This window comes from Pseudoalteromonas sp. K222D (genome assembly GCF_017653575.1).
GTDB classification, from domain to species: Bacteria; Pseudomonadota; Gammaproteobacteria; order Enterobacterales; family Alteromonadaceae; genus Pseudoalteromonas; species Pseudoalteromonas nigrifaciens.
In genome coordinates, this window is the sequence record NZ_JAGGDL010000001.1 from 93,024 (window position 1) to 114,420 (window position 21,397).

Here is a 21,397-nt window from a genome sequence, read left to right on the forward strand (position 1 = left end):
TTTAATTTAAGGCTTTTTCAACCTTCTCAAATAAATCGTCGCTCAGCGTATCTAAATCAGCTAAACGCTGCAGTTGTGTTTTCATTGCTGCAGAACGTACTTTATCGTAACGTTTCCACGACATAAAAGGCGTTAACATGCGTGATGCATTTTGCGGATTAATAGTATTGAGCTTAATGAGTAAATCACCAAGCAAAGCATAACCTTGACCATCTAGGCGATGAAATTGCGCGGTATTAAAGTGACTAAAACTGCCAATTAAAGCACGCACTCGGTTAGGGTTTGAAAAGTCAAAACAAGGATGTTCATACAGTGCTTTAATATTGTCAATTGCATCATCACCCGACTGCATAGCTTGCAGTGCAAACCATTTGTCCATTACTAATACGTCGTGTCGCCATTGGCTATCAAAATGTGCAAGCAAGGTGTCACTTAATGTATGCGACGCTTTTATAGCACCACTGAGCGCACCGAGCACATTGGTCATATTAGTTGAGCTTGCAGCTTCTTTTATAAATTCAGCCGCTGGTAAACTGTCTGTTTTTGCTAGGTAATACAAACATTGTTGTTTTAATGAACGTATTGCCACAGCAGCCGCATTAACACTGCCATCGTCTTCAAGTGCTTGGTAACAATTAATAAATTCTTGTTCAAGGGTATCAGCTATTTGCTGTTCAAACTGCTGTGTAATAGTAAGAATGGCATCAACTGGGATCGTCTCAAACTCAGCTGCTAAGGTATCAAAGCTAGGGAGTTTTAACAGTTCAGCAAGTAATACCAAGTCACCTGCTCTACTGGCTATTAATACCTGTAATGCTGCTATTATTTCATTACTTAATGGTTTAGGGTTTTTGCTTGCAATACCACGCTTAACCGCATTAATAAATAGCTGTTGCTGTGCATCCCAACGCGAAAAATCGCTACGCGCAAAGCGCATTATGTGCAATAGGTCTTGATCGTTACTGTGCTGCTTTAATATACACGGGGCTGAAAAGTCTTCCAATAAAACGGCAACAGGTTGCTCTGCTAGCTGATCAAAATTAAATGTTTGCGTTGCTTTAGTTACATCAAGCACATGATCAACGCTCTGACCTTTATATTGTAACGGTACACTTTTCCCCTTGCTATCTAACAGCTCAATTGCAAAAGGAATATGCAAAGTATCGTTTTGTGGCTGATTAATTGGCGCAGCCTGCTCAATGGTAAGGCTAAACGTTTGCGTCTCGCTATGGTAACTTTGTTGTACATTTAAACGAGGAGTACCCGATTGGCTATACCAGCGTTTAAATTGCTCTAAGTTAATATTAGATGCATCACTCATAGCACTTACAAAATCGTCACAGGTAACCGCTTGGCCATCGTGGCGTTCAAAGTAAAGTGTCATGCCCTTTTGAAAGTTAGTTTCACCAAGCAAGGTGTGCATCATACGTATAACTTCAGCACCTTTGTCGTATACAGTCACAGTGTAAAAGTTATTCATTTCAATTACTTTTTCTGGACGAATAGGATGCGCCATAGGCCCTGCATCTTCACTAAACTGGTGAGTACGCATTACTTTAACGGCATCAATACGGTTTAGAGCTCGCGAGCCCAAATCACTGCTAAATTCTTGATCTCTAAATACTGTTAAGCCTTCTTTTAACGATAACTGAAACCAATCTCTACAGGTTACGCGGTTGCCGGTCCAGTTATGAAAGTATTCATGCCCAACAATAGATTCAATGGTGTGATAGTCTTTATCGGTAGCGGTTTCTTGATTTGCCAAAACACACTTACTATTAAAAATATTAAGCCCTTTATTTTCCATCGCTCCCATGTTGAAAAAATCAACGGCAACAATCATATAAATATCAAGGTCATACTCTAAATTAAAGCGTGTTTCATCCCACTGCATTGCTTTTTTTAGTGAGCTCATTGCATGCGGTGTTTTTGATAAATTACCTTTATCTACAAATAAGGCTAAATCGACATTCTTACCACTTTTTGTAGTATAGCTGTCATTTAATACATCAAAGTCACCCGCCACTAGCGCAAATAAGTAACTTGGCTTTTTAAACGGATCTTGCCACTTAGCAAAATGACGACCGTCTTGCGTTTCACCACTATCTACCATGTTGCCATTAGAGAGTAACTGTGGGTATTTTTTGTCTGCTATTATGGTTACATCGAATGTTGATAAAACATCTGGGCGGTCCATATAGTAAGTTATTTTTCTAAAACCCTGCGCTTCACACTGAGTACAATAAGCCCCACCCGATAAATAAAGTCCTTCTAGGGAAGTATTTGTTTGCGGAGAAATTTCGGTCACTATACTAAGTTGGCAGTGATCTGGTAAATTATTAATAATGAGTTGCTCACCCACTATTTTATAATCGCCAATATCATGAGTATCTATTGAGAGCGACACTAAGCGTAAATCAATACCATCGAGTACTAAAGGTGCCGTTTTAGCGCCCACGCGGCTCAATGTAAGTAGCGCAGTGACTCTTGTTGTTAACGGCTGTAAATCAAAGTTAAGCTCGGTGTGGTTAATTAAAAAGTTTGGCGCTTGGTAGTCTTTTAAATATTGTATTTGCGGTTTTTGTACGGCAGTCATAAATACTCCAAAAAAAGCCTCTTTTATGTTTAAAAGAGGCTGTTTAAATTAAGCTGTCTGTTTTGGTTTAATACGTAATATTTTAATACCTAAATAAGCGTAAATAATTGCCAAGACAGGGTTAATTAAATTAAAGAAAGCATACAGTGCATAGTCAAATGGATTGATCAGTAACACGCTTTGCATATATGCACCACAGGTATTCCATGGGATCAGCGGGCTAGTAATTGTGCCGCCATCTTCTAAGGTACGCGATAAATTAACCGGCTTTAAACCACGGTTTGCGTATTCTTCTTTAAACATCCGCCCCGGTACCACAATAGCAATATATTGATCCGCTGCAATGACGTTTGTACCAATACAAGTCGCTATAGTTGCAGTGATTAACGACCCTGTGCTTTTTGCGATTTTAAGAATACTCTTAACAAACACATCTAACAGTCCCGTTTTTTCCATAATAGCGCCAAACATCAGTGCCGTCATAATTAGCCAGGTTGTTGTAAGCATACCTGACATACCACCACCACTGAGGAGCGCATCCATATTGTCGTCTTGGGTACTAATACTAAAACCATCAAAAAAAGTGGTCCAAATTAATTTAAAGTAGCCTATTAGCTGGCCTTGGCTTATGTCTATTTGGCTGGCAATTAAATCAGATTGAAACAACACAGCCCACACAGCGCCAAGTACCGCGCCTATCGATATAGCAGGAAACGCTGGCATTTTGCGTATCGCAAGTACCAAAAGTACAATTAAAGGCACTAGCATTTCTAAACCAATATTAAAGTTTTGCTGCAAAATAGCAGTAATTTCATCAATACGCCCTGCTTCACTCGATGCAGTCGCGTTAAACCCCATAAATATAAAGATTATTAAGGCAATTACAAAGCTCGGTACTGTAGTCCATAGCATATGCTGAATATGTTCAAATAAATCTGCCCCCACAACCGCAGGCGCTAAATTAGTAGTCTCTGATAGTGGACTAAGCTTATCGCCAAAATACGCGCCCGATATAACCGCACCAGCCGTTACTGTTTGCTCTAACCCTAAGCCTGTAGCAACGCCTAATAAAGCCACACCTATTGTAGCCGCTGTGGTCCACGAACTACCAATGCTCATTGCTACAATGCCACAAATTAAACAACTAGCTGCATAAAACCAACTCGGATTAATAACCTGTAAGCCATAGTAAATTAGCGTAGGTACTGTGCCCGAAAGCAACCAAGTGCCTATTAACGCACCTACCATAAGTAAAATTAAGATAGCACCTAACGACAAGGTGATCCCTTCAATCATCGCATCTTCTAGTTTTTTCCAATTGTAGCCATTTTTTAGACCTATTAATGCTGCTGCAAAAGTAGCAAATAACAAAGCTATTTGATTTGGCCCAGAAGAGGAATTATCACCAAATAGATAAACAGCCGCACCAAGTAAACAAATGAGAACTGAGATTGGAATGAGTGCATCAAAAAACGAGGCGGGTTTTATTGGTTTTTCTTCTAATGACTTCAAGATAAAGACTCCTACACACATCTAATGCATGTTAATTATTCTTCTTAGCACATACAGCGCATTAATCGAGCAACATTGATCTAGCTCAACTTTGTGTAATCAGCGATTATAACAATCTTGTAAATTATGGGTAGCAAAAAAGGCGCAATTGCGCCTTTTTTTATAGAGGTAAACCAATTATTACTTTTTGGCTATACGCCCGTATTTAATATAGTCTTGAGTGATCAGGGCTGCTTCCTCTAAAAATGGATCCAGCTTTTCAATTACTTCCGGCACATCATCTAGGTTTTCGATTGGTTTTTCACCTAAACGCGCTAAACGCTCATTAGTACGCACTAAAGCGCGTGCTTCATTTTCATCTTTTTCTTTAATACGCTGAGCTTCTACTAACGAAATAGTTTTGCGGTCTTTCTCTTCGTTGTAGCGAGTAATGTCTTCAAATACATAATTAAACTCTGGCTCTGACTGAATACGCTGCGCATGTTGCTTATCTAAATACGTAATAATCGGTTTTAAGTCACCCATTTCTTGGTATCTAGCGCGTACTATGCTATCCCACGGCAGTGCATTATCTTGTTTGCTTTCTCCCCACTCTGCGGGATCAATTGCAGATGGAAACGAAATATCAGGAATAACGCCTTTGTGTTGTGTGCTACCACCATTTATGCGGTAAAACTTAGCAATTGTATACTGCACACTGCCAAGCTCGTTGTCGTACAGGTCGTACGCTCGCCCTAAGCCTTTGTGCTGTTGTACAGTGCCTTTACCAAAGGTTTGCTCGCCAATCACAATACCGCGACCATAATCTTGTATCGCTGCTGCAAAAATTTCAGAAGCAGATGCACTGTATCTGTCTACTAGAACAGTTAACGGGCCATCGTAGTACGTAATACCATCGCGGTCTTTCTGCTCTTCAATACGATTATTAAGAGTGTGAATTTGTACCACTGGGCCTTGGTCGAAAAACAATCCAGAAAGCTGTGTTGCCTCGTATAAAGAACCACCACCGTTTTGACGTAAATCTATAATAACACCGTCTACTTTAGCTTCTTTTAGTTTAGCTAGTTCAACTTTTACATCTTGCGACAAGTTATTATAAAAGCCAGGAATTTCAATAACGCCTATTTTACTGGTTAAATCGGAATACTGTGCTTCAAACACTTCAGATTTAGCTGCTCTGTCTTCTAGGCGTATTTTATCTCGGGTTATTTCAACTATTTTAGGCGTACCGTGCGCATCAGCGCCTTTTAGATACTGTAAACGTACTTTTGTACCTTTAGGGCCTTTAATTAAATCAACCACGTCATCTAAGCGCCAACCTATCACATCAACAAACTCTTTACCGTCTTGGGCAACGCCAATAATGCGGTCATCGGCTTTAATTTGTTGTGATTTATCGGCAGGACCACCCGGTACTAAACTGCGAATAACGGTATAGTCTTCGTCTGGGCTTAATACTGCACCTATGCCTTCAAGCTCTAGGTCCATATCCATTTTAAATTGCTCTGCACGGCGCGGCGATAAATAAGAGGTATGCGCCTCTATACTGCGTGCAAGCGAATTCATTACTATTTGAAAGGCATCTTCAGATTTTGATTGTACTAAACGCTTTTGTGCATTTTTATAGCGCTTTACAAGTACATCCTTTATACCTTCCCAATCTTTACCGGTCATTTTTAAGCGTAGTGCATCATATTTAACGCGCTCACGCCATATTTCATCAAGTTCGTCTTGGGTGGTTACCCAATCAGCATCTTCTCGATCAAAAAAGTATTCATCTTGTTTATCAAACGTCATCTCATTTTCAAGTAATGAAAGCGAGTAATCATAACGCTCAAAGCGACGTTTAAGGCTTAGGTTAAAAATATCAAACGTAAAGCCTAACTTGCCGGTTACCAATGCGTTATCAAAGCCATTACGATATTGCTCAAATGACGCAATATCGCTGGCTAAGAATACACTTTTATTAAAATCAAGGGATTCGATATAACGATCGTACACTTTACTTGAAAGCTCATCGTTAAATCGAACCGGTGTATAGTGTGAACGAGTAAATAAGTTAACCACTCGTTTGCTGGCTGTAGCATGTTGACTTTCTTGCTTGAGCAACGGTAAGTCTTTTAACGTAACGGCTTCAACGGCAGCAAATAATGAACCTGAAAACAGGGCAGCAACTAACGGAATGAGCGTAAACTTTTTACTCATACACAACTCCTTAATTTATTTTCAGCTTAAATAATGTATAAGCTGTCAGCTTTGGTTTTAACTTGCATACCAGTCACTAATTCAACATGAACGTCGTCTTTGTTCACTTCAGTGATTATTGCATTAACAAGTGCTTGGCCAAGTTTAACCTTAACCTTATTATTAACCTTGACCTCACTTGCTGGTAAAGGTTCAATTTTTCCTGAACGCTTAACCGGTGCGGCTTTAGCTGTTTTATCTGCTGAAGTAGCATTTTTAGCGGCATGAGCAGGTTTCTTTTTGAAAGATTTTGCATCTGCATCTGGACGCGGACGTTGCTGCTTTTTGCGTTTAGCCATTTTCGCGCGGCTTTCTTCCAATGCTTTTTGTGCATGGTCGATATGCTCTTGCTCAACTTTTTCAGCTTGATTACCATCAAGATCAATACGAAACTCTGACTTAGTCACAGCTTCTAAATAACGCCAGTTAGACGTGTATTTTCTAAGCGCTTGGCGCACTTGAGTCTTGCTTACTTTTTCAGACCCTTCAATACGCTCAGCAATATCTTTAAAAATACCGACTTTAAGCGGTTTGATACCGTCTTTTTGTTTAAAACACTGCGGGAATTCTTGATATAAAAATTCCAACACTTCGTTCATATCTTTTAGCTTGTTTGTGGTTTCCATTTTAGAACCTATTTTTCACATCTTTTCATCAAGGGACGAATCAACATAGTGTATTACCCAGTCGACCAATTCTTCGAAGTCGGCCTCAATTACAGCCATATCACCACGAAGGTGTTCCCAAATACCATTAATTGTTTCATCGATAAATTCACACTCGGCTTCGTCTGGTAGACGATCCCAAGCAATATGAATCAAATCATTGAGCGTTTCCGCTACATGTTCTTCATCGCCTTCCCAATCGCCCACATCTTGTACGGCAAAAAGGTAGTCTTGAACATTTAGCAAGTCTTTCATTATAGGCTTGCCTCTAAGCATTTTACTAATGCTTCAAGACCCGCTTGATCGTCAGTATCAAATCGGCTAATACTTGGGCTATCTATATCAAGTACAGCAAATACTTTACCAGCTTTCATAATAGGTACAACTACTTCAGAATTTGACGCTGCATCACAGGCTATATGCCCATCAAAAGCGTGAACATCTTCTATTAATTGTGTTTGTCCGGTTGCAGCGGCGGTTCCACATACACCCTTTCCTACCGGAATTCGAATGCAAGCTGGGTTACCTTGAAACGGACCAAGCACTAATTCGGTAGGTGAATCCATAAAATAAAAGCCCGCCCAATTTACATCATCTAATGAAGTAAATAACAGCGCGCTTATATTTGCCATATTAGCAATTACATTCGATTCACCGCCTATCAGCGATTGCGTTTGCTTAACTAATGACTGGTAAAAATCGTGCTTTTGCATACCAAACTACTTCTTATTAAACATACAGTAGCTAAAGGTACTCTTTGTCGTGAAAAATTGAAACCTTTTGCGGCTAAAAAAAAGGAAAATGCACGCTTTATCAGCATGCTTGCTTAATAATGCTACGATTATTTTTTTGCGGTTTTACGCAGCCCAAACAAAAACAGCCCTGCAGCAAACCCAGACATCACACTATTTATTAAAAATATCTCGCCCGTAGTAGCACTAAGTAAGTAACTAAAAATAGCGCCGCCTAATAAACCAAGCGTTAAAACCCCTGAATAATTTACTTTAGCGTACTTAAACATAAGTAAGTAACCTGGCACTACAAATGCGGCCATCGTTAACCCTACAATATGTGCGTTTGCTATTGCCGTCATCAATAATTGAAAAAATATTGATAAAAAGTCACCATTCATAGCAAGGCCATAATAAACACCCAACATACCACCAATAATGATTGGGGAGAGTAATGAAAGCCCGACACTTTTTGCAAGTTGATGTTTCATCGTAAAATCCTTAAATATACAAACATAAGCCTCAATAATATAAGCATGCCCTAAGCGAGGTAGCTTATAAATAGAGACTATGGTCGTAATTTAAACTTGCAAAACAAACGCATTATTTTATATGAGGCACAAAAAAGCCCGCTAATTAAGCGGGCTGTTTTGTTATATGGTGGAGAGATAGGGATTTGAACCCTAGATGGGCTATAAACCCATGCCGGTTTTCAAGACCGGTGCATTCGACCACTCTGCCATCTCTCCGATACTGCTATAGTTAAAAATAAGAGTGTATTTTAATACTATTTTAAACTATTTTAAATAAATGCTTATTATTGATTTTAAAAACCAAAACACCATTTATTTGTTAAATAAGTGGTGGAGAGATAGGGATTTGAACCCTAGATGGGCTATAAACCCATGCCGGTTTTCAAGACCGGTGCATTCGACCACTCTGCCATCTCTCCGCACGGCCTGAATAATAGGGAAAGCGCAGAGGTTTGTGAAGCTTTATTTTAAATTAATTGTTTAAGTGATTAAAAAACAACTAATTTGTTTAAAGTTAAAGCAAAAGTGGCCTGTATTAATTGTAATTGAACTTTTATTTAAATATTTCACTCTATTGAACTACAAAGGTTTGCCCAAACATATAAGAGTTGTTAATCTAAATTTAGTTAAATTATCGGAACTACTCAGTTTCAACCACAGGAGCTCTACAATGGCGTTTAATCAATCGTACAATACCGCTAAACCGGTAATGTCTACCATTGAAACAAACAAGGTGCTTAAAAACACCTACCTATTACTTGCTATGACACTCGCATTTAGCGCTGTTACAGCGGGTATTTCAATGGCACTACAGTTACCATACTTTATGGGATTAGTGTTCACACTTGTCTCGTTCGGCTTATTATTTGTAGTAAATAAAAAAGCAGAAACTGCATCTGGTGTATTTTGGGTATTTGCTTTTACCGGCTTAATGGGCGCAGGCCTTGGCCCAATGCTTAACCACTATGCAGAAATGCCTAATGGCCCTATGCTAATTATGCAAGCGCTGGGCTCTACCGCGCTGATATTTTTTGGTTTATCGGCTTATGCACTTAACACTAAAAAAGACTTCTCATTTATGGGTGGCTTTTTAACGGTTGGTTTAATCGTAGTTATTGTGGCAAGCATTGTTAATATTTTCATCGGTAGTTCACTGATGTTTATGGTACTTAATGCTGCTGTAGTATTAATTATGTCTGGTTTAATTTTATTTGATACCAGCCGTATTATTAACGGTGGCGAAACAAATTATATTCGCGCAACTGTGTCACTTTACCTAAGTGTATATAACTTATTTACTTCATTACTTGCTCTGCTTGGCGCAAATAATGACTAATTAAAAAGTTCTGTTAAAATAGCCCCTTAATTGGGGCTTTTTTTTGGAATAATTTTGTCGCGTTTCGTCTTGTCTTTACATACTCCACCCTCTGATCACGATACTACGCAGCGTTTAGTTAAATTTGCGCACGCTTGCTTAGCGCAAGGACACACCATAGACGCTATATTTTTATATCAGCAAGGGGTTTATCATGCTTCAAACCACTTTGATCTTCCCACTGATGAGCTACAAATTCCGATGTTGTGGCAGCAATTAGCAGATCAAAAAATTAATTTAATGTTATGTGTAACCGCCGCTGAAAAACGTGGTTTAGACATTAAACACACCAATGTGTTTAATGTTGCTGGGCTTGCTGAATTTGCCATGCTTGCTAGTGATGCCGACAAATGGATACAGTTTAAATGATTAACGTACTCGTAATGAGCCAATGCAGTCCTTTTGATGACTTGCATATTCGCGACGCCCTAGACATGACCCTCATATTTGCAGCTGTCGATCAGAATATCAGTTGGCTCTTTAGTGGCCCAGCTGTACTGGCACTAAAAAAGCAACAACAACCAAATATGCTTGGTATAAAAGATTTTTTTAAAAACATTAAAACATTGGAAATTTATGACGTTGAAAATATTTACGTCTGCGAAAAGTCACTACTCGATTATGGCTTAAACAAAAATGATTTATTGTTAGATGTGCAAGCACTAAACTTTGATCAGCAAAAAGCGCTAATTAAAACCCAGCAACATGTGGTGAACCTATGAGTAACCTACAAACTAATGCTTTGAGCACCTTACATATATTTTCTAAACCACTTAGCTACTACAGCGCCAATCGATTAGAAAACCTAATTCAAGCAACTGATATTGTACTTCTGGTTGGCGATGCCTGTTATGCAGCAAAGCAGTATCGACAATTTGCCGAATCATTGTTTATTTTAGCGCCTGATGCGAGTGCTCGCGCTATAAAGCTAAATAATAACGATAAAGTAATTAGCTATGACGAATTTGTAACCCTTAGCTTATCAACCAATCAATCTATTACCTGGTAACTTATGCTTGAAATTAACAACCAACAGCTTGAAACAGACAAACAAGGTTATTTACTTGACCATACTTTATGGTCAAAAGAATTAGCGCCCATTATTGCACAGCAAGAAAACATTAGTTTAACTGAGCAGCATTGGGAAGTTATTAACTTTGTTCGCAACTTTTACCTAGAATACAACACCAGCCCCGCTATTAGAATGCTGGTAAAAGCCATGGCTAAAGCACTCGGTGAAGATAAAGGTAATAGCCTATATTTATATAAATTATTTCCTAAAGGCCCGGCAAAACAAGCGACTAAAATTGCCGGCTTACCAAAACCTGCCAGGTGCATATAATGAATAATAAGTCAGCTAATAAGCAAGAGTACACAGCTAAACCCAAACGTAATACTGGCAGAACCTATTCTCGCAGCACGCTAAAAAGCGTCGCTTCAAAAAGAGAAATAAAACCAGCAATAGCTTCACAAGATATAAAAATAGTCTTATTTAATAAGCCTTTCGACGTTTTGTGCCAATTTACTGATGATGCCAACAGAAAAACCCTTGCTGAATTTATTCCTATAAAAGAAGTTTACGCTGCAGGCAGACTCGACAGAGACAGTGAAGGTTTATTACTGCTCACCAATTGCGGTAAATTACAAAACACCCTAACCGCACCGGGTAAAAAAACCAGTAAAACTTATTGGGTTCAGGTAGAAGGTGAGCCAAGCTCAGAGTCAATTGCTGCACTATGCACAGGCGTAGAATTAAAAGATGGCCTTACATTACCCGCTAAAGTGAGCATCATCAGTGAGCCAACAGTATGGACGCGTAACCCGCCAGTAAGAGAGCGAAAACTAATACCTACAACTTGGCTCAGCATAACAATAAGTGAAGGGCGTAACCGCCAAGTTAGACGCATGACAGCACATATTGGGCACCCTACTTTGCGTTTAATTCGCTATAGTATTGGTAAGTACACCCTAGATGGCATTAAAAACGGCGAGTATAAAGTAATGACAGGTATAAAGCATACCTAACTGATGTAAACCAACTTACAATCGCTAATTTATAAGCCATTATTAACTTTAAATTAGCGTTTAAGCTATTTGCCAGGGCTTAGCGCAATACAATTACCTCCTTGGTTTTTTGCATAATAAAGAGCATCGTCGGCAGCTTGAATAAATGTTAAATGATCATCACACTGATGATGATTAACAGTATTAATTCCCATGCTTACTGATAAATACCCTGTAAAGCTATCTTCATGCACAATTGCCAACATTTCAATTGCTTTTTGAATTTGTTCAGCCACAAATAGCGCCCCTTGTTTATCTGTTTGTGGTAGCAATACAACAAACTCTTCGCCCCCATAACGGGCAACAAAATCCTCTGGACGACTCACTGTGTCGGCAAGTTTTTGTGCCACAGCGTATAAGCACTTATCGCCTGCAATATGCCCGTAACGGTCGTTAAATTTTTTGAAGTTATCAATATCAATTATAATGAGTGAAAGCTGACAGTTTGCTAATTTAACACGGGAAAATTCATCAACAATTTTTTCATCAAAGCGGCGCCTATTGGCAATTTTGGTTAACGAATCTAAAAACGCCATTTCGCTTAAAATCTCATGTGCTTTAATCCGCTCAGTGGCGTCATTAAAAACAACCAAAAATTCATTACCAATATTAATACCCGATACTTGCATAATGACTTGCTCACCATTTTTGCAGGTTATTTGGTAGTCGTTTGCAGGAATATCGCCTTTATTATTTTCGGCTTGTGCAAGCGATGCGTTCCATAATGCCCGAGCAGCATTTCTTTTATCAATATCTGGGTAGGCTTTTTCCCACCAAATATCTACATTGGGCGTATCATTTATAGTAAAACCAAATACATCAATATAACGCTGGTTAACTTTTAATATATCACCCGTTTCAACGCACACATTACAAATAGGCATAGGAAGCACTGTAAATAATTTCGCATAATGGCTCAGCTCATGATTACGCATAGGGTGATGCGTGTGAGCAATTAAATATTTTTGTTGTGGGTCGTTATGTTCGTTAAGTAATTTGGCATTCATAGTCGCTACAAAGTGCCATTCAACCCACCATGTTTCTAAATGCTCTAATAATGCTTTTTCTACTTTTAGATTAGGGCTCAACGACTGTTCAATTAATTTAAATAACTCAACAATAGGATGTGGCTCTTGGAAAAAAATAGGGGGAGTTATTGTGATCAATTCATCAAACAAATAATAAGCTGTTTCTTTAAGTTCACTCAACGGGTTGTTAAGCAACTCACTTATATCGGTTTTTTTTGGGTAATCTAAAATAAAAGATTTTACTTTGTTGACGTGAGAAGCATAGTTCATATATTCATTCCATTGAGTATATTAATAATAACCTTAGTTACGCTTAAATATAACACTATAAAGCAATATAAAGCTATAACTCCTCCTACTATTACACAGCTAATATTCACACTTATTTACTATTTATATTTATTTTGCTTACTGCAAATAGCAAAAACGTTTTGCTGACGCTATAAAAATAACTACAAAAGCGCTGCATTAAGGCTAAGCCTCTTTAAGCGCTGCTTAAATACATGCTATAATCGCGGCCTTTCCAAGATGTTATTAATAACAGTAATCTGTATAAGCGAAATTATTCATGAGCGAAAATAGTCACATTAAAGTCATCGTAGGTATGTCCGGCGGTGTTGATTCTTCTGTATCTGCATATTTGTTAAAGCAACAAGGCTATCAGGTAGAAGGCCTGTTTATGAAGAACTGGGAAGAAGACGACAATGATGAATATTGCGCCGCAGCTGATGATTTAAAAGACGCGCAAGCAGTTTGCGATAAACTCGGTATTGAACTGCATACAGTTAACTTTGCCGCTGAGTATTGGGATAACGTATTTGAGTACTTTTTAGCAGAATACAAAGCAGGTCGTACACCTAACCCAGATATAATGTGCAATAAAGAAATTAAATTTAAAGCCTTTTTAGAATTTGCGGCCCAAGCATTAGGCGCCGACTTTATTGCCACCGGTCACTATGTACGCCGCGAACTACGCGATGACAAATACGTTATGTGCCGCGGGTTAGATGATAATAAAGATCAAAGCTACTTTTTATACACGCTTAGCCACGAACATATTGGCCAAACATTATTCCCTGTTGGCGATATTGCTAAGCCAGAAGTGCGCCGCATAGCTGAAGAGCAAGACCTAATTACTCACGATAAAAAAGACAGCACAGGTATATGTTTTATTGGTGAGCGCAAATTTAAAGACTTTTTACAAAAGTTTTTACCTGCCCAACCTGGTGTTATCGAAGACACTGATGGTAACAATGTAGGCGAGCACGAAGGATTAATGTACCACACCCTAGGCCAACGCAAAGGCTTGCTAATTGGTGGTATGAAAGAAGGCTCAGGCGAGCCATGGTATGTAGTAGATAAAGACCTTGAGCGAAATGTACTTATTGTTGGCCAAGGTAAAGATCACCCTCGCCTATACAGTAATGGCCTTAATGCTAACCAATTGCACTGGGTTGACCGTATTGGCCCTAAAGGCACTACTCGCTGCACAGTTAAAACCCGTTACCGCCAAGAAGACTTAAGCTGTACGCTACTTGTAGGCGAAGACGGCATGGCACGCGTATTATTCGACGAGCCACAAAAAGCCGTTACTCCAGGTCAATCTGCCGTATTTTACGCAGAAGATGTGTGTTTAGGTGGTGGTATTATTGATTCGGTGATCAAATAATGAATCAACACCAAGTCATGGCGCTTGCCGCCATGTGCCAAGTTGCTAAACAAGTTCAAAAAGTTGCTCAGTACGGCAATAATAATGAACACGATTTAGAAATACTACTTTCGAGTATTATTCAAACCTCGCCTGCATCGCCAGAGGATGTATACCAAGGCACAGATAACCTACGCGATGGCTACAAAACATTATTGGCACAGCTAAGTGCTGGTGCGCAAAAAGATGTTGAAATTGTAAAATACGTCGGTGGTTTAATGCAGCTAGAACGTGCCTTGAGTGCAAACGACAAAAGCTTAAACGAATTAGGTAAACGTATTGATGACATTCATCGACGTTTAGATCATTTTGCTATAACCGACGAGAGCGTTGTCGCCGGTTTAGCGGATATATACTCAACGGTGCTAAGCCCCCTTGGGCACCGTATACAGGTTTATGGTAAACCTGAGTTACTAAAGCAGCAGCTCACTCAAAATAAAATCCGCGCATTATTATTAGCCGGTATTAGAAGTGCAGTTTTATGGCGACAAATGGGCGGTAAACGCCGTCACTTTTTCTTTGCAAAAAGAAAAATAATCGCCATTGCTAAAGCAAAAATTTAATTATCGTTCAAACTAAAATTTAGGAGTTATTATGGAGCTTTCAGCGTTAACGGCTATCTCTCCAGTGGATGGTCGCTACGGCAGCAAAACCACTGAACTACGCAGTATTTTCAGCGAATTTGGCCTAATCAAATACCGCGTAACCGTTGAAGTGCGTTGGTTGCAAGCGTTAGCTGCAGCGAGCGATATTAAAGAAGTCCCTGCATTTAGCGAACAAGCTAATGCATTACTAAACGCCATTGTTGATAACTTCAGCGAAGCTGATGCACAGCGCGTTAAAGATATTGAACGCACAACAAATCACGACGTTAAAGCGGTTGAATACCTTCTAAAAGAAAAAGTAGCCGATAACGCAGAACTACATGCAATTAACGAATTTATTCATTTTGCATGTACCTCTGAAGACATTAACAACCTATCTCATGGTTTAATGCTAACTGAAGCACGCAATAATGTATTACTACCATATTGCGATCAGTTACTTAGCGCAATTAAAGAAAAAGCGATTGAGTACAAAACAATCCCTATGATGACACGTACGCACGGACAACCTGCTACACCGTCTACTATGGGTAAAGAGTTTGCTAACGTTTACATGCGCTTAAAACGTCAACGCGACCAAATTGCACAAGTAGAAATGCTAGGTAAAGTTAACGGTGCTGTAGGTAACTACAACGCTCACCTTAGTGCATACCCAGATTACGATTGGCACACACATGCAGACAAATTTGTATCAAGCCTAGGTTTAACTCTAAACCCGTTTACTACACAAATTGAACCGCATGACTACATTGCTGAGCTTTTTGATGCTATTGCCCGTTTTAACACAATACTGCTCGATTTTGATCGTGACATGTGGGGTTACATTGCCCTTAATCACTTTAAGCAAAAAACCATTGCTGGCGAAATTGGCTCATCAACAATGCCACATAAAGTTAACCCTATTGATTTTGAAAACTCAGAAGGTAACTTAGGTTTAGCAAATGCTATTTTTTCTCACCTTGCACAAAAGCTGCCTGTTTCTCGCTGGCAACGTGATCTTACCGACTCAACGGTATTACGTAACTTAGGTGTAGGTATGGGTTATGCACTTATTGCATACCAATCAACACTTAAAGGTGTAAGTAAGCTTGAAGTAAACGAGCAACGTTTATTAGAAGAGCTTGATCAAAACTGGGAACTGCTAGCAGAGCCAATTCAAACAGTTATGCGTAAGTACGGTATCGAAAAGCCATACGAAAAGCTTAAAGACTTAACCCGTGGCAAACGTGTAAACCAAGAAATAATGGCAGACTTCATCGATGGTTTAGACCTTCCTGAACACGCTAAAGTAGAAATGAAAAAACTAACACCTGCTAATTATATTGGCCGCGCTGTTGAGTTTATTGATGATTTAGTTTAATAACTAAACTAAAATCAATGAAAAAGCGAAAGGTCTCCTTTCGCTTTTTTTGTTTTAATACCACTTGCACTAATTTGTAGGGCCACTGTATGTATCAATTAAAAATAAATGACTTATCAGAGCAAGAGTTTTTAACTCAGTTCTGGCAAAAAAAACCACTCTTGATTAAACAAGGTTTTAGTAATTTTCAAGACCCGCTTGATGCGAATGAACTTGCAGGCCTTGCAATGGAAGACAGCATAGAGTCGCGTATTGTTACTAATCATAATAATGAATGGCAATCGCACCAAGGGCCGTTTGAAGACTTTGAACAGCTTACAGAGCAACACTCTACTTTATTAGTACAAGCGGTTGATCATTGGCATAACGATGCAGCACAGCTGCTAGAGCCGTTTCGATTTATCCCAAACTGGCGCATAGATGATTTAATGATCAGCTATTCAACGCCTGGCGGTGGTGTTGGCCCGCATTTAGATCAATACGATGTATTTATTATTCAAGGTGAAGGCAAACGCCATTGGCGAGTAGGCCTGCCAGATCCTAGCCTTAAACAATTCACCCAAAATAAAACATTATTGCAAGTAGAAGCGTTTACTGCGGTTATTGATTGTATTTTAGAACCCGGCGATATTTTATATATTCCACCAGGTTGCCCGCACGAAGGTTATGCCGTAGAAAACGCCCTTAATTATTCGGTGGGTTTTAGAGCGCCAAATCAACAAGATTTACTCTCTAGCTTTGCCGATCATATTATTGATACCGAAAGCGGACAAAAGCGTTACACCGACCACAACCTTACATTAAGAGAGTCTAAGGGCGAGCTGAGCGATACTGAGGTTGATAAAGTAAAAGTGCTAATGCAGGCATTACTAAACGACCACACCTTATTTAAACAATGGCTTGGCACAACTTTAAGCCAACCAAAGCACGATATGGACTTAATGCCTGTTGAGCAACCGTTTAATGCGGCGCAAATAGCCGATGCAATAAACAGTGACGACATAAGCTTTGAACGCCTAGGTGGAACGCGTGCTATATATCAGCAAACAGCTGATGAATTATTAGTAAGTGTTAACGGAGAAAACTACTCTGTACCAAATAGTGACTTGAATGCTGTTAAGTTACTTACTGATTTTACAGGTTTTAATGCGCAACAGCTAAAAAACACGGCCCCAAGCCTAGTTTTTATTGAAATATTCACTACACTAATTAATGAGGGTATTTGGTTCAATTAGAGGTGTATTATGGACTACCGGGTAGAACAGGTCGATTGGCACAGCCAAAAAGCGCTACTGCAGCAAATAAGAGAGCGTGTATTTGTTTATGAGTTACATATTCCTAAACATATTGAATTTGACAACCTAGACCCACTTGCCCAACATATTCTTGTCACCTATATTACCAACGACACACAGTCTCCTGTAGCCACAGGCAGGCTGTGTAGCGATGGCCTTATAGGCCGTATAGCTGTATTACCCGCCCACCGCAATCACAATGTTTACAAATCCCTACTTAACTTTATTGTTGCACTTGCTGCAGAGCAAAATATTGAAGTACTGAGTATTAACTGCATTTTAGAAGAAGTTGAATTATTTAAACAAAATGGCTTTAGCCAACAAGGCAATGTATTCATGGAGGCTGGCATTGCAAAGCTACGAATGCAATGCCCTGTTACCAGCTTTGAAACTCGTCCATTTACGTTAACGCATTAAAAAGCGAGCTACAATAAATAAAGTAGCTCGCTTTTTAATTTGTTATACAAACATATTAAACTTATTTAGGCTCGTTAGCCCACAGTTGTTCATTTTCGTGCATTTCGTATAAACCATGGGCACGATTGATCAGTAAATTGGCAAAATCAACCTTGGTTTTATCACTCGCCCCTGTTTGCATTATTTGATCAGCTTTTAACTGCCATTGCAGTGAAAAATAACGTATTGCATCGCGAGCATCTTTTGCAGCACTCACTTCAGCATGATCAGTTGGTAAACGACCGGTAATTACCCAATAGTTTTTACCGTTTTGCGCCTTAAATTTCCATAGAGCACAAAATGGGGCTAAAAAACGACTGTCTTTTTCAATCAACGTTTTAGGCATAATGCCTTTTTCAGCTAAATGCTTTTGTGCGTTTTGAAAGCATTCACGCTGCCATAATATATTTTGCTGCTCTACTTGAGCTTGTTCTTGTGCTGTTAACGGTTTTTTTTCTTGTTGTGTCATTATTAATAACCTTTTACTTCTTTTTTAACACTTTAAGGGCTTAACAAATAAGGTGCAAGTACAAAAATAGTATTTTTTAGCCTCAAACCCGCTGTTTGCCTGGTTTTTAGCCAAATTTATAAGCTTTACTTAACTATTTTAATATTATGATCGAATGAGCCCACATCCCCCGGAAATACCACCGGCGACTCAATCCCTTCTTTATTAATGGCTGCAACACCAAAATAGTAATTATCAATTACTACATTGTTAAGTGTAGCTTGAGTAACCTTACCCACGGTTTTACTAAACTGCCATTGTGGCTCGCTGGTATAACGCCAATAAATACGATAACCGGTTATATTATTGTCTTTAGATGCCTGCCACGACAAACGCGTATTAGCCGTTACCGCACCCGCGATTTTCACGTCTTTAGGAGGGGCTGGTGCCCACGCCATCGACGCTAAACTTACAGCATTAAGTGCGGTTAATTTGGCCGCATAGTCAAAATCAACGCCTTTGATCGTATCGCCATATTCAATGCCGTTTTCAATGCGTAAGTCTTGATGCTGGCGATCGTAATGCTCGTTTGTTTCCATAATGCGCACTGCAGCAAAGCCCGCGTCATTAAAAGGTCTATGGTGCCCACCTCTACCAAATCGGTCTAACCGATAAACTAACATAGTATTTAAATTAGCAATGTATCTGTCGGCAATGGTATCTATGTAACGCGCCAAGTTACGACTAGCTGAGTCAACCTCGCCCCCCGTAAAGCGCCGCGTTCGTGCTTGCTCTTTAGTTTCTATTACGCGCGTACCTTCAGAAAATATCCGCGCTGTGGTGTTATCGGTTACGCCATTAACCCCGGTAATATTGCCTATCATGTCGTTGTTTAGTACTGCGTGTACTTGCCAGTCGTGTTTTTGCGCATAAGCGGTTAAAATTTTACCACCAAATAAACCCTGCTCCTCGCCCGACAGCGCCGCGTACACCACAGAGCCATTAAATTTATGTTTACTCAATACACGCGCCGCCTCTATTACGCCCGCCACACCAGAGGCGTTATCGTTAGTCCCCGGCGAGTCGCTAGTAAAATCCATCACATCGCTTACGCGTGAGTCTATATCGCCCGACATTATTACCATACGGTTAGGCTCGCTTATACCGCGCTGAATAGCGACAATATTAACCACTTCGGTTGCATCAGGAATTCGTTTTTCGCCCGATATAGTGTCTTTTACTTCAATAATCTCTAGGCATCCGCCGCATTGTGCTGATATTTTTTCGAACTCTTGTTTTATCCAGCGCCTTGCTGCACCAATGCCACGGGTTTCCGATTTAGTGTCTGATAATGTATGGCGCGTACCAAAATCCACCAGCGTTTGAATATCGCCACCAATACGCTGCGCTGAAATATCACCGGCTATAGCATGCAATTTTTGTTGATCAGTGTATTTAATCTCGCCCGCTGCCAATGCTTGCGAAGTTAAACCCACAAAACAAGCAGCTGTAAGGGTACTCACGCTAAGTAATTTTGTTGTTATTTTAAAAGGTGTTTTAAGCATTTATAGCTCCTTATTTTTATTATAATCACCATTACGCAAGTAAGCTTATTGCGCAATACTTTTGCGGTAGGCACCACAAAAAAGTAAGCTAGAGTACAGGTTAAAGGTTTAATTAAGCCAAATAATTAGCAACTACAATATTTAACCTGAACTCTGGTTAAGAGATTTACTAACGTATTGAATCATAGTTATATTTAATTTTATTTTCTCTAGCCAGAGATTTTCAGTGAAAATAAGGCGAATTTACGCGTCAATAGCTGGCCTATTGCAAGTAAATTCAACGCAGTTAGCGCTGAAAATAGCTGCTTGAGATAGGTTTATTATCCGGAACTCAGGTTATTTAGTAATATAGTTATTTTATTTATGTCACACTAGCTTCTTTATGTATTAAAAACTTTATGCGCCAATTAAAAAACGATACCAAGCTCAGTAATCAAATCTATCATGCCGACAGTAAGTTTGGTCCGGTACGCGTTTATCAAAATGAAGATTATAGATGGCTCACTTTTAATAACGATCCGCCGCTAGGCTCTACCCTTCAAGGAGTAATGAGCAAAGCCCGGCCTGAACTATTATGTGTACCAATATATCAAAGCATGTTGTTATTTTTATTAGCCCCGGTTAGTGAGCTACGTATTTTAAATTTGGGCTTAGGCACTGCAGCAATAGAGCGCGCACTTAAACACATTGAATCTAGCCGCCGTAATTTAATTGATACGTTTGAAAGTGTAGAAATAAACCCTGATGTTATAAGTATCGCTAAGCAATTTTTTAAATTACCCAGTGATCATACTGTGCACCAGCAATGTGCTCAGCAATTTATTAGTCAATGCACTCAACAATACGACCTAATTTACATAGATATATTTAGTGGCGAGCACCACCAAACGTTTATTCAAAGCGAGTTGTTTTGGCACGCCATTAACCACTGCATTAATAAAAGCGGCCAGGCAATCATTAACCTAAACTCCAAAACAGGGCAAGAATTACAAACCACTTTAGTATTGTTACGCCATTACTTTAACTGTATTGCACTTATAGAGTTTAACGAGTACAAAAACATTGTACTTATACTAAGTAACCTTTCGTTAAAGCATATAACGGTAGAGGCAATACAAGCCTCAACAGTAATGCAAAGCATAGCGCCAAACTTGCATAGCAATATAAATACTATTTACCATATAGAAGCAAAATAAAACTTAATGGGGCTGT

Annotated in this window: 22 protein-coding genes and 2 tRNA genes; 12 read left to right on the forward strand and 12 right to left on the reverse strand. The window is 39.3% G+C overall.

From position 1 onward, the window contains the following. Position 1: 1 nt before the first annotated feature. From pepN to J5X91_RS00430, 9 genes are all read right to left on the reverse strand, one after another. Positions 2–2,596: an aminopeptidase N gene (gene pepN, locus J5X91_RS00390; protein WP_208833838.1), complete on the reverse strand. Its 2,595-nt coding sequence runs from the start codon at positions 2,594–2,596 to the stop codon at positions 2–4. A 48-nt stretch (positions 2,597–2,644) separates the two neighbouring features. After that, the gene (nhaC, locus tag J5X91_RS00395; protein WP_172459226.1) at positions 2,645–4,108 is read right to left on the reverse strand and encodes a Na+/H+ antiporter NhaC; all 1,464 of its coding nucleotides are present in this window, start codon (positions 4,106–4,108) and stop codon (positions 2,645–2,647) included. Between the two features lie 180 nt (positions 4,109–4,288). Next, positions 4,289–6,313: a carboxy terminal-processing peptidase gene (gene prc / locus J5X91_RS00400; protein ID WP_011328356.1), complete on the reverse strand. Its 2,025-nt coding sequence runs from the start codon at positions 6,311–6,313 to the stop codon at positions 4,289–4,291. 26 nt (positions 6,314–6,339) lie between these two features. After that, on the reverse strand, positions 6,340–6,978 hold the full coding sequence (proQ, locus tag J5X91_RS00405; protein ID WP_086998613.1) for an RNA chaperone ProQ: 639 nt from the start codon (positions 6,976–6,978) through the stop codon (positions 6,340–6,342). A gap of 15 nt (positions 6,979–6,993) precedes the next feature. Next, a complete protein-coding gene (locus J5X91_RS00410) occupies positions 6,994–7,272 on the reverse strand; it encodes a hypothetical protein (protein ID WP_011328358.1) in 279 nt (92 codons plus the stop codon). Continuing rightward, positions 7,272–7,730 (reverse strand): GAF domain-containing protein, encoded by a 459-nt coding sequence (locus J5X91_RS00415; RefSeq protein ID WP_011328359.1) that lies wholly within the window; start codon positions 7,728–7,730, stop codon positions 7,272–7,274. Before J5X91_RS00415 ends, J5X91_RS00410 begins: the two co-directional genes overlap by 1 nt. A gap of 128 nt (positions 7,731–7,858) precedes the next feature. Then, a complete protein-coding gene (locus J5X91_RS00420) occupies positions 7,859–8,239 on the reverse strand; it encodes a hypothetical protein (protein ID WP_182676611.1) in 381 nt (126 codons plus the stop codon). Positions 8,240–8,406: 167 nt separating this feature from the next. Beyond that, positions 8,407–8,497 (reverse strand) — tRNA-Ser (locus J5X91_RS00425). A gap of 112 nt (positions 8,498–8,609) precedes the next feature. Continuing rightward, positions 8,610–8,700: transfer RNA gene (locus tag J5X91_RS00430), tRNA-Ser, on the reverse strand. A gap of 251 nt (positions 8,701–8,951) precedes the next feature. Here J5X91_RS00430 and J5X91_RS00435 point away from each other — a divergent pair. Genes J5X91_RS00435 through J5X91_RS00460 form a run of 6 tightly spaced genes read left to right on the forward strand, consistent with a single transcriptional unit; the run spans position 8,952 to position 11,681 of the window. Further along, a complete protein-coding gene (locus J5X91_RS00435; protein WP_041454448.1) occupies positions 8,952–9,617 on the forward strand; it encodes a Bax inhibitor-1/YccA family protein in 666 nt (221 codons plus the stop codon). A 54-nt stretch (positions 9,618–9,671) separates the two neighbouring features. Then, on the forward strand, positions 9,672–10,025 hold the full coding sequence (gene tusD, locus J5X91_RS00440) for a sulfurtransferase complex subunit TusD (RefSeq protein ID WP_011328362.1): 354 nt from the start codon (positions 9,672–9,674) through the stop codon (positions 10,023–10,025). After that, a complete protein-coding gene (gene tusC, locus J5X91_RS00445; protein WP_041454449.1) occupies positions 10,022–10,378 on the forward strand; it encodes a sulfurtransferase complex subunit TusC in 357 nt (118 codons plus the stop codon). The genes tusD and tusC overlap by 4 nt, the downstream gene beginning before the upstream one ends. Before the next feature lie 20 nt (positions 10,379–10,398). Beyond that, the gene (gene tusB / locus J5X91_RS00450; RefSeq protein WP_041454715.1) at positions 10,399–10,665 is read left to right on the forward strand and encodes a sulfurtransferase complex subunit TusB; all 267 of its coding nucleotides are present in this window, start codon (positions 10,399–10,401) and stop codon (positions 10,663–10,665) included. A 3-nt stretch (positions 10,666–10,668) separates the two neighbouring features. Then, complete coding sequence (locus J5X91_RS00455; RefSeq protein WP_011328365.1) at positions 10,669–10,998, forward strand: TusE/DsrC/DsvC family sulfur relay protein; 330 nt, start codon at positions 10,669–10,671, stop codon at positions 10,996–10,998. After that, positions 10,998–11,681: a pseudouridine synthase gene (locus J5X91_RS00460; RefSeq protein WP_208833839.1), complete on the forward strand. Its 684-nt coding sequence runs from the start codon at positions 10,998–11,000 to the stop codon at positions 11,679–11,681. Before J5X91_RS00455 ends, J5X91_RS00460 begins: the two co-directional genes overlap by 1 nt. A 65-nt stretch (positions 11,682–11,746) precedes the next feature. On the opposite strand, the gene J5X91_RS00465 is transcribed toward J5X91_RS00460, so the two are convergent. Continuing rightward, the gene (locus tag J5X91_RS00465; protein WP_208833840.1) at positions 11,747–13,018 is read right to left on the reverse strand and encodes a sensor domain-containing diguanylate cyclase; all 1,272 of its coding nucleotides are present in this window, start codon (positions 13,016–13,018) and stop codon (positions 11,747–11,749) included. Positions 13,019–13,316: 298 nt separating this feature from the next. Here J5X91_RS00465 and mnmA point away from each other — a divergent pair, with 298 nt between their 5' ends. The 5 genes from mnmA to J5X91_RS00490 all read left to right on the forward strand — a co-directional run bounded on the left by mnmA (position 13,317) and on the right by J5X91_RS00490 (position 18,133). Further along, entirely contained in the window at positions 13,317–14,417 is a 1,101-nt protein-coding gene (gene mnmA / locus J5X91_RS00470; RefSeq protein WP_011328368.1) for a tRNA 2-thiouridine(34) synthase MnmA, read from the forward strand. Then, the gene (gene hflD / locus J5X91_RS00475; RefSeq protein ID WP_011328369.1) at positions 14,417–15,019 is read left to right on the forward strand and encodes a high frequency lysogenization protein HflD; all 603 of its coding nucleotides are present in this window, start codon (positions 14,417–14,419) and stop codon (positions 15,017–15,019) included. Before mnmA ends, hflD begins: the two co-directional genes overlap by 1 nt. Positions 15,020–15,050: 31 nt before the next feature. After that, positions 15,051–16,421, forward strand: a complete 1,371-nt coding sequence (gene purB / locus J5X91_RS00480; protein WP_011328370.1) for an adenylosuccinate lyase — start codon at positions 15,051–15,053, stop codon at positions 16,419–16,421. An 89-nt stretch (positions 16,422–16,510) separates the two neighbouring features. Then, positions 16,511–17,656 (forward strand): cupin domain-containing protein, encoded by a 1,146-nt coding sequence (locus tag J5X91_RS00485; RefSeq protein ID WP_011328371.1) that lies wholly within the window; start codon positions 16,511–16,513, stop codon positions 17,654–17,656. Between the two features lie 9 nt (positions 17,657–17,665). Continuing rightward, positions 17,666–18,133, forward strand: coding sequence for a GNAT family N-acetyltransferase (locus tag J5X91_RS00490; RefSeq protein ID WP_208833841.1), 468 nt, complete (start codon positions 17,666–17,668; stop codon positions 18,131–18,133). Positions 18,134–18,194: 61 nt separating this feature from the next. Here J5X91_RS00490 and J5X91_RS00495 read toward each other — a convergent pair whose 3' ends face one another. Both J5X91_RS00495 and J5X91_RS00500 read right to left on the reverse strand, forming a co-directional pair. Next, positions 18,195–18,641 (reverse strand): DUF4826 family protein, encoded by a 447-nt coding sequence (locus J5X91_RS00495; RefSeq protein ID WP_011328373.1) that lies wholly within the window; start codon positions 18,639–18,641, stop codon positions 18,195–18,197. Between the two features lie 125 nt (positions 18,642–18,766). Continuing rightward, positions 18,767–20,185 (reverse strand): M28 family metallopeptidase, encoded by a 1,419-nt coding sequence (locus J5X91_RS00500; protein ID WP_208833842.1) that lies wholly within the window; start codon positions 20,183–20,185, stop codon positions 18,767–18,769. Positions 20,186–20,583: 398 nt separating this feature from the next. Here J5X91_RS00500 and J5X91_RS00505 point away from each other — a divergent pair, with 398 nt between their 5' ends. Then, positions 20,584–21,381 carry a hypothetical protein gene (locus J5X91_RS00505; RefSeq protein WP_208833843.1) on the forward strand — a complete coding sequence of 266 codons (798 nt, stop codon included), beginning with the start codon at positions 20,584–20,586 and terminating at the stop codon, positions 21,379–21,381. The last annotated feature ends 16 nt before the right edge of the window (positions 21,382–21,397 follow it).

Bases quoted from the DNA above. Each gene is read 5' to 3' on its own strand.
- pepN (WP_208833838.1), bottom strand. From the start codon at position 2,596: ATGACTGCCGTACAAAAACCGCAAATACAATATTTAAAAGACTACCAA.
- prc (WP_011328356.1), bottom strand. From the start codon at position 6,313: ATGAGTAAAAAGTTTACGCTCATTCCGTTAGTTGCTGCCCTGTTTTCA.
- proQ (WP_086998613.1), bottom strand. From the start codon at position 6,978: ATGGAAACCACAAACAAGCTAAAAGATATGAACGAAGTGTTGGAATTT.
- J5X91_RS00410 (WP_011328358.1), bottom strand. From the start codon at position 7,272: ATGAAAGACTTGCTAAATGTTCAAGACTACCTTTTTGCCGTACAAGAT.
- J5X91_RS00415 (WP_011328359.1), bottom strand. From the start codon at position 7,730: ATGCAAAAGCACGATTTTTACCAGTCATTAGTTAAGCAAACGCAATCG.
- J5X91_RS00420 (WP_182676611.1), bottom strand. From the start codon at position 8,239: ATGAAACATCAACTTGCAAAAAGTGTCGGGCTTTCATTACTCTCCCCA.
- J5X91_RS00435 (WP_041454448.1), top strand. From the start codon at position 8,952: ATGGCGTTTAATCAATCGTACAATACCGCTAAACCGGTAATGTCTACC.
- tusC (WP_041454449.1), top strand. From the start codon at position 10,022: ATGATTAACGTACTCGTAATGAGCCAATGCAGTCCTTTTGATGACTTG.
- J5X91_RS00455 (WP_011328365.1), top strand. From the start codon at position 10,669: ATGCTTGAAATTAACAACCAACAGCTTGAAACAGACAAACAAGGTTAT.
- J5X91_RS00460 (WP_208833839.1), top strand. From the start codon at position 10,998: ATGAATAATAAGTCAGCTAATAAGCAAGAGTACACAGCTAAACCCAAA.
- J5X91_RS00465 (WP_208833840.1), bottom strand. From the start codon at position 13,018: ATGAACTATGCTTCTCACGTCAACAAAGTAAAATCTTTTATTTTAGAT.
- mnmA (WP_011328368.1), top strand. From the start codon at position 13,317: ATGAGCGAAAATAGTCACATTAAAGTCATCGTAGGTATGTCCGGCGGT.
- hflD (WP_011328369.1), top strand. From the start codon at position 14,417: ATGAATCAACACCAAGTCATGGCGCTTGCCGCCATGTGCCAAGTTGCT.
- purB (WP_011328370.1), top strand. From the start codon at position 15,051: ATGGAGCTTTCAGCGTTAACGGCTATCTCTCCAGTGGATGGTCGCTAC.
- J5X91_RS00485 (WP_011328371.1), top strand. From the start codon at position 16,511: ATGTATCAATTAAAAATAAATGACTTATCAGAGCAAGAGTTTTTAACT.
- J5X91_RS00490 (WP_208833841.1), top strand. From the start codon at position 17,666: ATGGACTACCGGGTAGAACAGGTCGATTGGCACAGCCAAAAAGCGCTA.
- J5X91_RS00495 (WP_011328373.1), bottom strand. From the start codon at position 18,641: ATGACACAACAAGAAAAAAAACCGTTAACAGCACAAGAACAAGCTCAA.
- J5X91_RS00500 (WP_208833842.1), bottom strand. From the start codon at position 20,185: ATGCTTAAAACACCTTTTAAAATAACAACAAAATTACTTAGCGTGAGT.
- J5X91_RS00505 (WP_208833843.1), top strand. From the start codon at position 20,584: ATGCGCCAATTAAAAAACGATACCAAGCTCAGTAATCAAATCTATCAT.